This is a genomic window from Clostridium ljungdahlii DSM 13528 (assembly GCF_000143685.1).
GTDB classification, from domain to species: Bacteria; Bacillota; Clostridia; order Clostridiales; family Clostridiaceae; genus Clostridium_B; species Clostridium_B ljungdahlii.
This window is the reverse complement of sequence record NC_014328.1, coordinates 2,095,985-2,110,473: the sequence shown is the minus strand read 5'-3', so window position 1 is coordinate 2,110,473 and position 14,489 is coordinate 2,095,985. Positions and strand designations below refer to the sequence as shown.

The 14,489-nt window shown below is 29.9% G+C and carries 14 protein-coding genes; 3 read left to right on the top strand and 11 right to left on the bottom strand.

All coding sequences use genetic code 11. The features are described from left to right. Positions 1-3: 3 nt before the first annotated feature. From CLJU_RS09520 to CLJU_RS09505, 4 genes are all read right to left on the bottom strand, one after another. On the bottom strand, positions 4-894 hold the full coding sequence (locus tag CLJU_RS09520) for a DMT family transporter (RefSeq protein ID WP_023161648.1): 891 nt from the start codon (positions 892-894) through the stop codon (positions 4-6). 17 nt (positions 895-911) lie between these two features. Further along, a complete protein-coding gene (locus CLJU_RS09515; RefSeq protein WP_013238596.1) occupies positions 912-1,694 on the bottom strand; it encodes a PhzF family phenazine biosynthesis protein in 783 nt (260 codons plus the stop codon). 66 nt (positions 1,695-1,760) lie between these two features. Then, positions 1,761-2,219 carry a Fur family transcriptional regulator gene (locus CLJU_RS09510; RefSeq protein WP_013238595.1) on the bottom strand — a complete coding sequence of 153 codons (459 nt, stop codon included), beginning with the start codon at positions 2,217-2,219 and terminating at the stop codon, positions 1,761-1,763. Positions 2,220-2,233: 14 nt separating this feature from the next. Further along, a complete protein-coding gene (locus tag CLJU_RS09505) occupies positions 2,234-2,776 on the bottom strand; it encodes a MarR family winged helix-turn-helix transcriptional regulator (RefSeq protein ID WP_013238594.1) in 543 nt (180 codons plus the stop codon). A gap of 736 nt (positions 2,777-3,512) precedes the next feature. Between CLJU_RS09505 and CLJU_RS09500 the strand changes: the two genes are divergently transcribed. Together CLJU_RS09500 and CLJU_RS09495 are read left to right on the top strand one after the other, a co-directional pair. Next, positions 3,513-3,905: a hypothetical protein gene (locus CLJU_RS09500; RefSeq protein ID WP_013238593.1), complete on the top strand. Its 393-nt coding sequence runs from the start codon at positions 3,513-3,515 to the stop codon at positions 3,903-3,905. A gap of 1 nt (position 3,906) precedes the next feature. Further along, a complete protein-coding gene (locus CLJU_RS09495) occupies positions 3,907-4,110 on the top strand; it encodes a helix-turn-helix transcriptional regulator (protein WP_013238592.1) in 204 nt (67 codons plus the stop codon). Positions 4,111-4,161: 51 nt separating this feature from the next. Here the strand turns inward: CLJU_RS09495 and CLJU_RS09490 are convergent, their stop codons facing one another. The 4 genes from CLJU_RS09490 to CLJU_RS09475 form a co-directional block, all read right to left on the bottom strand. After that, entirely contained in the window at positions 4,162-5,109 is a 948-nt protein-coding gene (locus CLJU_RS09490; RefSeq protein WP_013238591.1) for an AEC family transporter, read from the bottom strand. Between the two features lie 116 nt (positions 5,110-5,225). Then, positions 5,226-5,897 (bottom strand): flavodoxin family protein, encoded by a 672-nt coding sequence (locus CLJU_RS09485; RefSeq protein ID WP_013238590.1) that lies wholly within the window; start codon positions 5,895-5,897, stop codon positions 5,226-5,228. A 1-nt stretch (position 5,898) separates the two neighbouring features. Continuing rightward, positions 5,899-6,471 (bottom strand): NAD(P)H-dependent oxidoreductase, encoded by a 573-nt coding sequence (locus CLJU_RS09480; protein WP_013238589.1) that lies wholly within the window; start codon positions 6,469-6,471, stop codon positions 5,899-5,901. Positions 6,472-6,720: 249 nt separating this feature from the next. Next, positions 6,721-7,923 (bottom strand): EAL and HDOD domain-containing protein, encoded by a 1,203-nt coding sequence (locus CLJU_RS09475; protein WP_013238588.1) that lies wholly within the window; start codon positions 7,921-7,923, stop codon positions 6,721-6,723. Positions 7,924-8,108: 185 nt separating this feature from the next. Between CLJU_RS09475 and CLJU_RS09470 the strand changes: the two genes are divergently transcribed. Further along, the gene (locus tag CLJU_RS09470) at positions 8,109-8,780 is read left to right on the top strand and encodes a DUF3298 and DUF4163 domain-containing protein (protein WP_013238587.1); all 672 of its coding nucleotides are present in this window, start codon (positions 8,109-8,111) and stop codon (positions 8,778-8,780) included. Between the two features lie 64 nt (positions 8,781-8,844). Here CLJU_RS09470 and yjeM read toward each other — a convergent pair whose 3' ends face one another. The 3 genes from yjeM to CLJU_RS09455 all read right to left on the bottom strand — a co-directional run bounded on the left by yjeM (position 8,845) and on the right by CLJU_RS09455 (position 14,469). Beyond that, positions 8,845-10,350 (bottom strand): glutamate/gamma-aminobutyrate family transporter YjeM, encoded by a 1,506-nt coding sequence (gene yjeM, locus CLJU_RS09465; protein WP_013238586.1) that lies wholly within the window; start codon positions 10,348-10,350, stop codon positions 8,845-8,847. Positions 10,351-10,379: 29 nt separating this feature from the next. After that, positions 10,380-11,606 (bottom strand): peptidase T, encoded by a 1,227-nt coding sequence (pepT, locus tag CLJU_RS09460; RefSeq protein WP_013238585.1) that lies wholly within the window; start codon positions 11,604-11,606, stop codon positions 10,380-10,382. Positions 11,607-11,811: 205 nt separating this feature from the next. Further along, positions 11,812-14,469 carry a winged helix-turn-helix domain-containing protein gene (locus CLJU_RS09455; RefSeq protein WP_013238584.1) on the bottom strand — a complete coding sequence of 886 codons (2,658 nt, stop codon included), beginning with the start codon at positions 14,467-14,469 and terminating at the stop codon, positions 11,812-11,814. Between the last annotated feature and the right edge of the window lie 20 nt (positions 14,470-14,489).

Below are 14,489 nucleotides of genomic sequence, written 5' to 3'. Positions count from 1 at the left end.
CTTCTAATCCAACATATATTCCTTTGCATCTGATTTTTTTCCCCATAACTCATTGATAAAAGTTGTCCCCAATATGAGAATACCACCTAGTACCTGTATGAACGTCATTCTTTCTCCTAAAAATATACTGGACATAACTATTGCCGATATGGGATCAATATAGCTGAATATTGCTATTGTCTGCCCTTTAAGTTTTAGTATTGCAGAAAAATACAGAAGATAAGCTATTCCCGTATGTATTATTCCCACAGCTAAAAGAAGTACAATGGACTTAAAACCTAACTGTGAAAGTGACACTTTTTCCGTAACAAATACATAAGGCAATAGAACTACTGCCGCTGCAGTAAGTTGTATCATACCGCTTTCCATACCTGATAAATTTTTTATAAACTTATTTATTATAATCACACTGGCATAGAGAGCTGCTGCTGCGAGACCATATATAATACCTAGCAATTGATTGTTTTCTGCCGCACTACTTCCAGCTCCTACTATTAAAAACATTCCCGCCATAGCGACTATGATGCACATAATCTTAACTGTATTCAATTTTTCCTTCAATATAAATGGAGACAAAAACATGACAATTACAGGTGCAAAATAATAACACAAAGTAGCTTTTGATACAGTGGTATACTTGTATGCTTGAAATAAAAAAATCCAATTGACACCTATAGCAGCTCCAGATATTATTAATGGAATTAAATTAGATTTAATGGCTTTCCATGATGTATTTTGTCTTGTTATGTAACTTGCTGTAAATAAAAAGATACTTCCTATTATTCCCCTTACCAATGCAATCATGCTAGAAGACAAGTCTATATTTTTGACAAACAGCCCAACGCTGCCGAATATGAGCATTGCAACTATAAGTTTTATTTTTCCATTTTCCATCATTTAACTCCTCATAACTATATATTAATATTTCCCACCATATATAGTGAAGCTCTTCCACTTATTTTAACCCTATCACCACAAAGTTCACAATATAATGTTCCACCGCGTTTTGACAGCTGTTTTGCTATCATCTTATCTTTATTCAATCTTTTTGACCAAAAGGGTATTAAATTACTGTGTGCAGAACCAGTTACAGGATCTTCATTTACACCAAGCTTCGGATAAAAACAACGGGATACAAAATCCACATCACTGCCCTTTGCAGTTACGATAACTCCTGAGCCAACTTCTAATTTTAACATTTTAGAAAAATCAGGAGCTAAATTTTTAACCTGCTCTTCTGTTTCAACTACTATAACTAAATCCCTTGATAAGTATGTTTCTATAGGTTTCACCCCAATGATATCCAAAATTGTTTCTGGTATTTGAGTTTTTTTAGGTTCTCTTGTAGGAAAATTCATTTCATATAAATCACTTTTACGATTGACTTCAAGTATTCCACTTGCAGTATGAAATATCATTTTATCTGTTCCAACATCTACATAATTGGAAATAACATAGGAAGTCCCCAGTGTAGCGTGTCCGCATAAATCTATTTCTGCCTTTGGCGTAAACCACCTTAGATCATATTCATTTTTATTTTTACCTTTAACTACAAAAGCTGTTTCTGACAAATTGTTCTCTGCTGCAATTTTTTGCATTACATCATCCTGCAGCCACTCATCTAATACACATACTCCTGCCGGATTTCCCTTAAACACTTCATCCGTAAAAGCATCAGCAACATAATATTTCATATACTTAGCCCCCCTCTTTGAATAATATTATATTACTATACTAACTATCTCTTGTAAACTAAACTATTATGCATCTTTACATGCTTCACAAATTCCATAATAAATATTACTCTGGCTGTTGATTTTAAAGTCATATATATTCTCAATAAACTTTTTCTGTTTGTCCAATTCCTTTAAAATTTCACTATCAAAGGCTCCAATTATTTTTCCACATTTTACACAAACTAAATGTGGATGCTCAAATTTTTCATCTGGAATTACCAATTCATATCTTCCATACTTCTCATTAGTTTCAATTTTCCTCAGCACACCAATTTTTTCAAAAGAAAGTATGCACCTATATACAGTGGCAATTCCAATCTTACTACAATAACTTTTTGAAAAATAATGAACCTCTTCAACAGTCATATGTTCATAGTTTTTTTCAAAAAAAGCCTTTAATACTGCACTCCTTTGACTTGTTAATTTACATCCCTTTTCCTGAATTACAGACCTTATTTTTTCTTGAATTTCCTGTGGTATCATATCTAAAACTTTCCTTAAAGATTCCTAAACAAGTGCTTAAGGTTGTCATCTGACTCATGATGATGTTTATGAAATCCATGATGTCTATGATGATCATGAAGTCCACATTGTAAATCACCTGAGTCACCTTCATTAAGTGATTTAGATAATTTTTCAGTAATCATAAGCATTTGTTTTACTTCTTCATCAGAAAGACTTTGAAATAGGGACCCAACTAACTTTTGAGTAGAAATTCTTGATTCCTCCTCAACTTTTCTTCCACTATCTGTAATATAAATATGCATAACTCTCTGATCTTTATCGTCTTGCTTACGTTCAACAAGTCCAAATAGTTCCATCTTTCCTATCATCACAGTCATTGATGCAGGTCTCACATCCATGATTTCAGCAAGCTGTCGTTGAGTAATACCCTCATTTTCTGCAACGATAGTAAGCATTCTCGATTGTCCTCCCATAAAGTGATTTCCTCCATGAGAAATTTTATGTGAAAAACGGTGCATTTGTCTTCCTAAACGGTGTAATTCTATAAATAATTTCATTGATTCTTCATTTGCCATTTAAAATTCCTCCAATATGTTTAGTTACCTAACTAACTTATTTTTAATATATCATTGCTTTTTCATATTGTCAATAACAATTTAGTTAGCTAACTAATAATTGTTAGAAATAAAAATATTATAAGATATATCCTCTATTACTTCATTAATTTACCATATATTATCTACTTGCAATGACAACTTAAATATGTTATTATAATCTCACAAAAGGAAAACGACTACATTCTTAGTTGATGATTTTTCTTTTTATTATGAATTTTATAGTGTACAACTTCTGAAATACACGTTAAGCTTTTATTTTGAACCTACATTTAAACATCGGGAGTTCAAATTTAGATGAGGATATGTACTTTTTTATGAGTCCTTTTAAGGCATTAAAAGCGATAGATACATCTGTGAGAACACCCACCTATCGAGAGATAGGTGTCAAAATTAAAGCACCGATATTTTGGATATAAATATAAAATTCAAAGCCAATGCTTAATTAAGCATTGGCTTTTTAATATTTAATAAAGTTATCCGATGACTACCTGCTCTAATACTTCCACTTCTCCAAGTGGAAGTAAAGAGCAGCTACGTCCCCGGATAACGATTTCTAACCACAGGTAGAGTCAAAACTCCATCTGATGCCAAGAACTCTGTTTATAAATAATTCACTTTTTACTTGATTTTAAAAATTTCATGTGATATATTTATAACATAAGTTACAAATATATCACATGAAGGAGATTATATTATGAAAGATAAAAAGATTAGTTTAAGAATTTGGATTAGTGCTAAAATAATCCCGGCTTTATTATTTCTCATATATTATTGGATGAGTGTAAGCCTCACTTTCAAACCCATTCATATATTAATAGAATATTTATTGCTGGGACTTACGCTTGTATTTTTAGCACTACTAAAAGGAAACTCAGAGATTTTTGATGAATTTGCAAAAGAAACCCTTAATAAAACAGATTCTATTTGTCTAAAACTTTCTTATTTATTTATGGCCGGCATTTTACTTCCATCCGCATTTATAACCCCAAGTGGTGTAATGACAGGCTACTTGATTGCTATAGGTATAGTAGCATTAACTATCCTGCGGGCAATTATTTTCTGTGTAATTGATATGCGAGGTATATAATATGCCAACTCTAAAAACAAAAGTAAAAGAATATAGAGAAAAAATGAATATGAAACAAAGTGAATTAGCAGAATTAATAGGGGTAAGAAGAGAAACCATTGTTCACCTTGAAAATGGTAGATACAATCCATCACTAAAACTAGCAATGGATATCGCAAAAGTATTCAATACTTCTGTGGAAGAATTATTTAAATTTGAAGATTAGATTATCAATTTGGTGGAGGTTATATACTCCACCAATTCATTTAAAAACAAATTATATGATAAATTTAAAGCTCTTTAATACGAAAATCCAGAAAGTTAGAGTAAAAGCTGATAATAAAGTAGTGGCTACAACAACACTTGAAGTCAAAACACCATCATTGTTCATGTTCTTTGCCATTATATAACAGCTCACTGTAGTTGGAGAACCAAGCATGATAATTAGAGCAACAAGTTCTTGATCTCTAAATCCAAAATATACTGCTAGTGGCAAAAATACAGCAGCTTGAGCTACCAGTTTTATAAAAGAAGCTGCCAAAGTTGGTTTTATCTTTGCAAGGGCTTTTGTTCCTTCAAAGCCAGCCCCAATAGTTACAAGTGCCAAAGGAGATGCCATAACTGCAAAATTTTTGAGTGTTTTGTCTATTATTTTAGGGAAATGAATATTTAATAGTGACACTATCATTCCTAGCAAAATTCCAATGATAATGGGGTTTTTTATAATATTGATGCATGCTTTTTTTATACTATCATTTCCTCCTCTGCTATCTTCACTTTCAAAAGTAAGTACAATAACAGAATATATATTGTAAAGTGGAACAGCTCCTATAATCATCATAGGAGCCATCCCCGCATTTCCATAAATATTTTGAACAAAGGCAATTCCCAGTATAGCTGCACTTCCACGAAAAGATGCTTGTACAAAAGCTCCTGTCATAGAAGAATCCTTCATAAATTTTTTAGTAAAAAACCAAATTGACCAGAAACAAATGGATGTAACTACTGCACAAAACAATATGTACTTCCCATCAAAATTTTTAATTATATTAGTTGATCCAATATCAGTTAATAATAATATCGGTAAAGTAACTTTAAAGTTAAATTTATTAGCTACCTCTATGAAATTATCATTCAACATTCCTATTTGTTTTAACACATATCCTACCACAATAACTAAAAACACAGGTACTGTCGCATTTAAACTGTATATTAAACTCTCCATTTTGCAATTTTCACCTTTCTAAAGCATATAGCTAAATTTGAGTACACATATTACATTATAATAGAACCTGTCTAATATACAACTTTTATAAAAAAAAAATGAGATATCTCATTTTTTTAATATACCTTTTTTAAAAGGTCCTCTTTTGTCATATTATTTTCTTTCACCATTTTTACCCATCCGTTATTCCCGTTAAGTATGAATTGTGATCTAGGCACCTTAGGGCTTACAAATACTCCTTTTTCATCGTCCTCTCTGCCGCTTTCTATACTATCTTTAAATTTACAAAGTGCTAGATAGATGTTCCTTTTTATTTCACTCTCAATTGGTATTATATCTTTTGTACCCTTAATGAATTCTCCTCCGCCTATACCTATTGCAAACTTGAAGTCAAAGCCTGTCTTTTTCGAAAAGTTATAAATTATATTTACAGCATTTTTATTTTGAATGCCTTCTACAAATCCACAATTAATAACACCATATAAATCTGGAAGTTTATTTTTATCAATCTTATTTTCTTTTATATAATTTTCAAGTTTCCATAAAAAATCAAGAAAATTAGATGGTATGCTATCAACATAAAGTGGGAAAACAAATATTACGCTATCTGAGTTTACAATTTTCTCAAAACTTTGATCTATCTTACCTGATTTTAAATCTTTAATTGCATAAACACATTGAGTTTCTATATCATTATCTTTAATTAATTTCTGCATTTCTCCTATGAAATAAGCTGAAGTGCTTCCACTTTCTCTAGGGCTTCCATTTACAAAACATGCCTTTTTCACTTTACCTAACCTCTCTTTCTTTTAAATAGACTTCAAAATCACTTATATATTCATCTATATCAGCATCGTTTTTGCACACATAAGCTTTTGCTCCATTTTTTTGAAGATTTATTCCATTAGCTGTAACAAGAGAACTAAAAGTTTCTTCTTCTTCACTAGAAACATCTTCACTATATCCTAAAGCAACTAGTTCTGGATACTTGTCATAACGTGGTGAATGATGCATTTCTCCATTCACTTCTTCAAAAAACGGAAGTATATTAGGTATTTGCCTATCCAGTGATCTTTTTATAACAGGACTGTAACATCCATATTTTATTGGGCCTACATACAATACAACATCACTTTTTATAAAATCCTCACATATTTTTCTTCCCAGGTCATCAAATACACACATACCAGGAGTCTTGAGCCAACAGCTAAAGCATCCAATACAATAATGTAAATCGTCCAAAGCTAAATTGTAACTTTTAAACTCAATTTTTTTAGTTTGAAATGTTTTTATAGTTTTTTCTATTATTTCCCTTCCAAGCTTGTTTTCATTTTGCCTATCATTTATAACCAATATTTTCATAAGTTTAAATTACCTCCTTATCATGTTTACAGCGTCAACTTATGAATATATAATACATTACTAAGTTTACATTGTCAACATAATTTAAATTTTAAGGAGGTGGAAGTTTAGTTTTCCACTAAAACTTTTTATTTACCACTCTCCTTAGACTTTTCCATTAAAAATATGTGAAATATATCTCCTCCAATATTTTTTTAACTTTCAGTTTGTTTAATGTATGAAAGTTTGTCTACTTAGCTCTCGATTATGTCATATTATATTAGCCCAATTCAATGCAAAAATGTATTCTTTCACAACTGCACTTATATTTATATTTAACTTCTTTGAAAATTCTGTACATTCATCCCATCTAGCCCTTTCATAGGAAATTATTAAATCAAGGACTTCCCTATATTTATTACCTTTTCCAATTAAGGCTTCCCTTACATCCTTCTCTAAAAACAGTTCGCTCAATAGACTCTCCATATTCCTTTCAAGTATTACATCGAGCATAGAAAGCATACCTACTATAAAAAAGTTATACTGCTTTTCCAAATCATCAGGGTATAACTTTGATCCAATTCTTTCACAAAATTTAGCTCTTACAATAGATGCCCTTACAATTTCACTTGACCTATAAGATCCCATACTTCCTAAAACTATAACATAAAGCCATTTGCAAGATTCTATTTCTCCAAGATAGGTTATTGCTTGATGCGGTGAAAGAATTTTACTTTTAAGCCCATACATAGATGAATTTATGAGCTTTAAAAATTTATATATTATAGACAAATCTTTTATTATAAGTGATTTCAATTTTACAATATCTACATTTTTTTTGCTTAATTCAGAAAGTATTTCTACATATATTAATTTTTCCTTTGGAATATCTTTAGCTGATACTATAGTTGGCTTACTAAAAAAATATCCCTGAAAAAGATCATATCCTAAATTTTTTGCTTTATTATAGTCTTCTTGCGTTTCAACTTTTTCCGCTAAAAATTTAATATTATTGTTTTTAGTATTATTTAATATGAACTTCTTTTCATATCTCGCCATCTTAAAATCCACTTTAACTATATCTGCCAAATCTAATAATTCTATGTACTTTTTATCAAATATAAAATCATCAAGTGCAAGTGTATAACCACACCCTTTCAAGTATCTGCACGCATTTACTACTCTTGGAGTTGGTTCAACGGTTTCAAGTATTTCAATTACTACATTCTTAGGTAACATCGGAATAACATCATCTGTTATGAGCTTTTTAGGAAAATTGATAAACGCCTTTTTACCCCATGTAATTTTATCTACTCCAACGAGAGAAAAAACGTTTGCTATAACATTACACGTAGCTTTATCTTCATCATTGCCCTTATAGTAATTTTCAAAACTATCCCTATAAAGCAATTCATAAGCTACAACTTTCTCTTTTTTATTAAATATTGGTTGTCTAGCTATAAATGCATCCAAATTATCACTTCCTTAAAACATACTTAACATATATATTAGGGTTTATTGGAATTATCCTATTATAAACTTATCGTACAAATTTGGGTACTTCATTATTGCTTATTTTTTAATAAAAAACTAGAAGAACATTTTTACTACTTAATAAATAAATTATACTATAAAAAACTATTATTGAGAGGATACAAATGCCACATAATCATAATATTTCAAAAAATATCTGTCCATTTGCTAAATGTTTTTTCAGAAATAAGTCCAACAGCGGAATTATCTTAAATACAGCAAAAATATCACCTGAAAAATTTAGCATAAGCTATCCATTCATACCAAATCCAAATAAGGAACAAATAATAAATAAGATAAATACTTCTATCATAAATGAAGTAAGTAAACTTTTTACATCTCAAGTCCTATTTCCAGAAAAAATAGATTTTAATGAAATTTTAGGTACTTATAAAGTAATGTTAAACAAAAGCAGTCTTTTAAGTATACTGTTTAATATGTATACTTATGTAAATAAAGCTGCCCACGGATTTACAGCTTACTCTTCCATAACATTAAACGTTAATACAGGACAAGTATACAACTTCAGCGATTTATTTAACCCTAAAATTTATTATGTAGATTCTTTAAATGAACTTGCTAATCAATATATTAAGGACAATAACATTACTCTGATAAATGAGTATAAGGGTATAACTCCAGATCAAAAGTATTACCTTACTCCTAATTCACTAGTGCTTTATTACCAAGTTTACGAATACACACCTTACTACTATGGAATTTTTGAAATTGAATTGCCTTATAGTAAAATAAAAAATCTTTTAAGTCCAACAAGTCCAATAAATTTACTTATATAATAAAAACCAGGGCCATACACCCTGGTTAACTATTTATTTCTATGAAATTTTGAAAATTAAGATATTATTGCAATTCTTTTTTACTTTTCTTTTCATATGATCCATATATCAATAAAGCAATTATAGTAAAGAATACTGGACCTATAATCATCCATATTGTATCTTTTAAATTTCCATGTACTGCTGGTTCTATTATTGTAAAGAAATTAGCAAAACCTATGGTAAAAGTAACTACTACTGTAGCAATACATGTCCACTTATAACTTTTGAAAACTTCAAAAGGTTTTTTGATTTCTGTTTTCTTTTTAAAAGCAATAAATGCAGCTGATAAAAACATATATGGTACAGTCATTGCTACGTTAGTCATCTTTATTAATATATTAAAAAATTTAGACGCTGCATCTCCTCCAAAAGATACTAGTGCTATAAATGCCACTACAAATATACATTGAACCCACATAGCATTCTTAGGCATTCCATCTTTAATTTCAGCCATTTTTCCTGGCCATAATTCCTTTGGTGTACCTTCCACTAATTGTTTCAATGGCGCATAACACAATGTAAAAAATGCTCCCGATAGTGCTAAAAACATAGATAACCCTGCATACCTAGCTGTCCAAGCTCCTATTGTCAATGAAGTTGCTTGACTGCATCCAAAGCTTTGTCCTATTTGATATCCTAAGTTTTGCATTACCACATAAGCAACATTGCCCATGTGCACACCTTTTACTGCTAACACTTCTTTCCAATTAGTAAATATGCCGCACAAAAATATACCTACAGCATATCCTATTGCAATAATTATTGCTGCTACAGTAACACCTTTTGGAAATGTTACTTCTGCTTTTTCAGTTTGGTCTACCAATCCTCCCACTGCTTCTATTCCGCCATAAGCAAATAATGCAAATACTAAAAATGCCAATACACTAATGCCACTTTGATAGTCAGGATTTGGTGATTGTGTAAAAGCAGCTGATGATACAATTGGCTGAGCTAAATGGCCGCCATTTCCTATTAAAACAGCTACTGCTCCAATTAATAATACAATATTAAGTAATGCTACTGCTGTACCACCTACTGATGTTACTTTTGTTATTTTTTCCAATCCCTTAGATGCTGTTAATGTTACAACTAAAATCCAGCATATCCCTAATATTCCTAAGACTTGAGTGGAATTTAATCCTAATAGTGACCAGGTTGCCGTTTTGTCACTTCCAAATATAGCATTTGAAAACGGTACCCATATTGTTGAAGATATATTAACCATCCAAATTACATAAGAAGCATACCACATGAATGTTCCTATAAAAGCATATTTAGCTCCAACAGACTTTTCCATCCACGAGTAGATTCCACCTCTTTCATTTTTAAATGCTGCTCCATATTCTGCCATCATAAATGCATAAGGAATAAAAAAAGTTATTGCAGATAAAATATACCAAGGAATTGCACCATAACCCATCAAATAAAATGCTCTGGGTATATTAGTGAATCCAAATACTGATGTAAAAATCATTAATACTAGTGCTATTAACGTCATCTTTTTTTGTTTTTGCTCAGTTGATTCCATCTTTCTCTCCTCCTTTATTAATTTATTGATTACATTTTCCCGTATAACTGGACTATTTTAAGTATTACTTCTACAGCTTTTTCCATAGAATACACGGGTATGTACTCAAACTTACCATGGAAATTATGTCCTCCAGTAAATATATTTGGTGTAGGAAGTCCCTTAAAAGATAAGCTAGCTCCATCTGTACCACCTCTTATAGGTTGAACTTTTGGAACTACATCCACCGATTTCATCGCTTCAAAAGCGATATCAACTATATGTTTTACAGGCTCAATTTTTTCCTTCATATTTTTATACTGGTCTTTTATTTCAATTTTAACTATACTTTTGCCATATTTCTTGTTTAAACTTTCTGCAGCACCAGTTATAAATTGTTTTCTTTTTTCAAAATTTTTCTCATCAAAGTCTCTTATTATATATTCAAGCTTTGTTTGCTCTACTCCACCATTAAGTGCAACTATATGATAAAAGCCTTCATAACCTTCTGTAGTTGATGGAGTTTCATTCTGTGGAAGCATACTCATAAATTCTCCAGCAATAAGCATTGAATTTATCATTATTCCTTTTGCGCTTCCTGGATGAACATTTATTCCACTAATAATTACTTCTGCACTTGCAGCATTGAAATTTTCGTATTCCAATTCTCCAAGATCTCCTCCATCTACCGTATAAGCTGCATTTGCATTGAATTTTTCAACATCAAAATGATCTGGTCCTCTTCCAATTTCTTCATCTGGTGTAAATGCAACTTTAACGTTTCCATGCTTAATTTCTGGATTTTCTATTAGAGTTTCTAAAGCAGTGATAATCTCAGCAATTCCTGCTTTGTCATCAGCGCCTAAAAGAGTAGTCCCATCTGTAGTAATAAGTGTTTTTCCAACATAGTCTTTTAATTCTGGAAAATCCTTTGGAGAAAGAACAATATTTTTTTCTCCATTTAAAACTATATCCTTACCATCATAGTTTTCAATAAATTTAGGATTTACGTTCATTCCTGAAACTTCTGGACTTGTGTCCATATGTGCAATAAATTCTATGGTAGGAACTTCTTTATCAACATTAGATGGTAACGATGCCATTACATATCCATTTTCATCTACTGAAACCTCTCTCATTCCTATTTTCTTTAGCTCTTTTGACAATTCTTTTGCCAGCACCATCTGTCCTTGCGTAGTAGGAACCGTATTCATTTCTTCATTTGATCTAGTATCAAATTTTATATATTTAGTAAATTTTTCTACGACCTTAGACATGTTCAGCCTCCTTATAATATCTCCAATTTGTTAAAACTATATATACATATATACTGTATCACTTTTTCAAAGTATGATAATCATCCTAAAGTATTACTAGGTAGGATGAAATTTATCATTTAGCTAATCATACTTTAGGATGATTGTATATTTAAAAAAGTTATGTGAAAAGTTTCTTATATAAAACTTTTCACATAACCTTCTCTTAAATAATCCCTATCTCTTTTGCCTTCGCTACAGCTTCAATTCTATTTCGCACACTCAGTTTGCTAAATATGTTTAATATATGACTTTTAGCAGTACTTTCTGTAATAAATAATCTCTTTGCTATTTCTGAATTTTTGGCTCCTTTTTCTATTAGCATTAACACTTCTCTTTCTCTTTTACTTATTATTTGGCTATCTTCCTTAGTTGAATACAAACTTAGTATTTTATTTAAATAATCCCCCATTTCATAATAATCCTTGTTAAATTTCATAGACTTAATAGTTTTTATCAAGATTTTTCTTGCCTTTGTCTGCTTTATTAAAAATAACCTGACAAAACCACTCTTATATCCAATTATTAAAGCTTGTCTTAAATCCTTTGTGGCATTTTCGTATTGATCCTTTTGTGAAAGAATTTCTGATCTAAAAATATAGGCTCTTATAATTAAATTCTTGTTATCTTTTTCTTTATCAGAAGCTAAAATCTTATTTAATAACATTAATGCATCTTCATTTTTCCCTTTACACATGAGTATTTTAGAAAACACAACAAGTTCTTCTGCAATTTTAAAATCCCTTTTTGCAATATACTTTTCTACACATTTAATTCTGCCATACTCTATAAACCTCTCCATTTCCAGCACTTTGAAATGATCTTTTAATTTATAAAAATAGTATTTATCTGCTAACTTATTGTTCTTATATTTTTTAGATAATTCTTGTACTTTTTCATAAATCTTATTTAATTCACTCTTTTGATTCTTCTTATTATTTTTGAGGGCTACTCCAGAATATACATAATACCCTATAAATGCCGTATAAAAATCCCATTCTTCAACAAGCTCTAATCCCTTAAATACGTACTCCTCTGCTTTTATAATATAATTTTTTTCATAATACACTAGTGCTAGTGCTACATAAAAAATTGACATCAGTGAAGATTTTTCTAAATCATTACTTATAGTGCTATTTAAGCATGTATTACATATATTTTCGCATTCATTTAATTCTCCTTTAAGTAACTTTGCAAAAATAATTATTCTATTAGTCATTAAATACAAAGTATTATCCTTATAGGATTGACTTAAAATTATTGATTCATGAAAAAACTTTTCTTCTAAAACAAAATCCTGTATATAAAAATATACTATACCTGATTTTAGATTTATTATTGTATGCCAAAACATGTCTTTTCCTAAATAATTCAAAGCATTTTCATAATATGAAATACTTTTTTTATAATCTAATTCGATATAACTTTTATCTCCTCTAATAATATACAATATACCTAAGCATTCTTTCTTGTAATCTTCATCAGTACAACTCTGCAGTGCTTTTTCCGCAAACTCTAAATATTTCTTATAATTGATGTCATCATATATATACGTATACATATATATGATACAAAACCTAGCATTTTTTACAATAACATCTTGTGGTATGTTTTTTAACCAATTTTCTACATAAAAATATTCATTGGTAAAAGTCTCCTTAATACATTTATCTTCAATTACTTCTATTGCTTGCTCATAGTTTTCTATGCTTATATACTGATTAACAGCATTATTTATACGTCCATTATTTTCATACCATTTAGCGGCCTTATTGCTAGCTTCACGCATTTCTTCCTTATTTATAACATTTGCTTTACTCATTAAAAATTTCTTAAAAAGTATATCATATTTAAATAATTTTCCATCATAATCCAATTTATTAATAAACAAATTTTTATCATATATTTTTTCTAAAATTTGCTGACTATTTTCCATGCAGCTAACAGCATTGCATAACTCAATATTTAATTCATCTAAAATACACGTTTTTAATAAAAACTCTTTAATTTCTTCTGATTGCCTATTAAAAATTTCTTCACAGAAATAATCCTGAATATACTTATTACTTTCAATAAATTTTTCATTCATTTCCGTTACATTTTTTCTTTCTTTTATAGATAATACCGTCATTTGAATTCCTGCTATCCAGCCCTCTGTATACTTATTTAATATTTGTACACTTTCCTTTGGCATTGTAATTTCCATATTGGTTTTTATAAACTCATCTGTCTCTTCTAATGAAAAACTAAGATCTTCTTTACCTATCTCCGTTACTTCTCCATCCAACCTTAACTTAGAAATATTTATGCTCAGCTTTGTCCTACTTGTTATTATAATATGAATATTATCAGAAATACCGTCAATAAAATGTTTTATTTCCACAAGTATATCCTCATTCTTTACAAAATGTAAATCATCTATTACAAGTATTAAATCCCTATTTACAGATGAAATACTAGCTAATGCCATATTTACTGCCGATTCACTTGATATGTCTTGGTCTTGGATAAGATCTGCTTGTTTGCAATCCATATCATTATTTTTAAACTTTTCAATAGCTGTAATAATTGATCTCCAAAAAATATCTAAATTGTCGTCCCTTTCATCTAAAGAAATCCATACTGTATTATGATTTAGTTTTCTTGAGTATATCCATGAAATAACGGAAGTAGTTTTTCCACTACCTGCTGCTGCAGATATAATTGTAAGCTTAGTTTCCAAAACTTCATCTAGCCTACTTAAAACCTTTTCTCTGTCTATAATCTTACATTTCTTTTTTGGAATTAAAAATTTAGTATTATTGTACTTATAATTTAATAACATTTTTCTCTGCTCCCAAACAC

What these genes read in the sequence shown, in the direction of transcription:
- CLJU_RS09510 (WP_013238595.1), bottom strand. Translation starts at nt 2,219, where the DNA reads ATGATACCACAGGAAATTCAAGAAAAAATAAGGTCTGTAATTCAGGAA.
- pepT (WP_013238585.1), bottom strand. Translation starts at nt 11,606, where the DNA reads ATGTCTAAGGTCGTAGAAAAATTTACTAAATATATAAAATTTGATACT.
- CLJU_RS09500 (WP_013238593.1), top strand. Translation starts at nt 3,513, where the DNA reads ATGAAAGATAAAAAGATTAGTTTAAGAATTTGGATTAGTGCTAAAATA.
- CLJU_RS09490 (WP_013238591.1), bottom strand. Translation starts at nt 5,109, where the DNA reads ATGGAGAGTTTAATATACAGTTTAAATGCGACAGTACCTGTGTTTTTA.
- CLJU_RS09505 (WP_013238594.1), bottom strand. Translation starts at nt 2,776, where the DNA reads ATGGCAAATGAAGAATCAATGAAATTATTTATAGAATTACACCGTTTA.
- yjeM (WP_013238586.1), bottom strand. Translation starts at nt 10,350, where the DNA reads ATGGAATCAACTGAGCAAAAACAAAAAAAGATGACGTTAATAGCACTA.
- CLJU_RS09520 (WP_023161648.1), bottom strand. Translation starts at nt 894, where the DNA reads ATGGAAAATGGAAAAATAAAACTTATAGTTGCAATGCTCATATTCGGC.
- CLJU_RS09470 (WP_013238587.1), top strand. Translation starts at nt 8,109, where the DNA reads ATGCCACATAATCATAATATTTCAAAAAATATCTGTCCATTTGCTAAA.
- CLJU_RS09455 (WP_013238584.1), bottom strand. Translation starts at nt 14,469, where the DNA reads ATGTTATTAAATTATAAGTACAATAATACTAAATTTTTAATTCCAAAA.
- CLJU_RS09480 (WP_013238589.1), bottom strand. Translation starts at nt 6,471, where the DNA reads ATGAAAATATTGGTTATAAATGATAGGCAAAATGAAAACAAGCTTGGA.
- CLJU_RS09495 (WP_013238592.1), top strand. Translation starts at nt 3,907, where the DNA reads ATGCCAACTCTAAAAACAAAAGTAAAAGAATATAGAGAAAAAATGAAT.
- CLJU_RS09515 (WP_013238596.1), bottom strand. Translation starts at nt 1,694, where the DNA reads ATGAAATATTATGTTGCTGATGCTTTTACGGATGAAGTGTTTAAGGGA.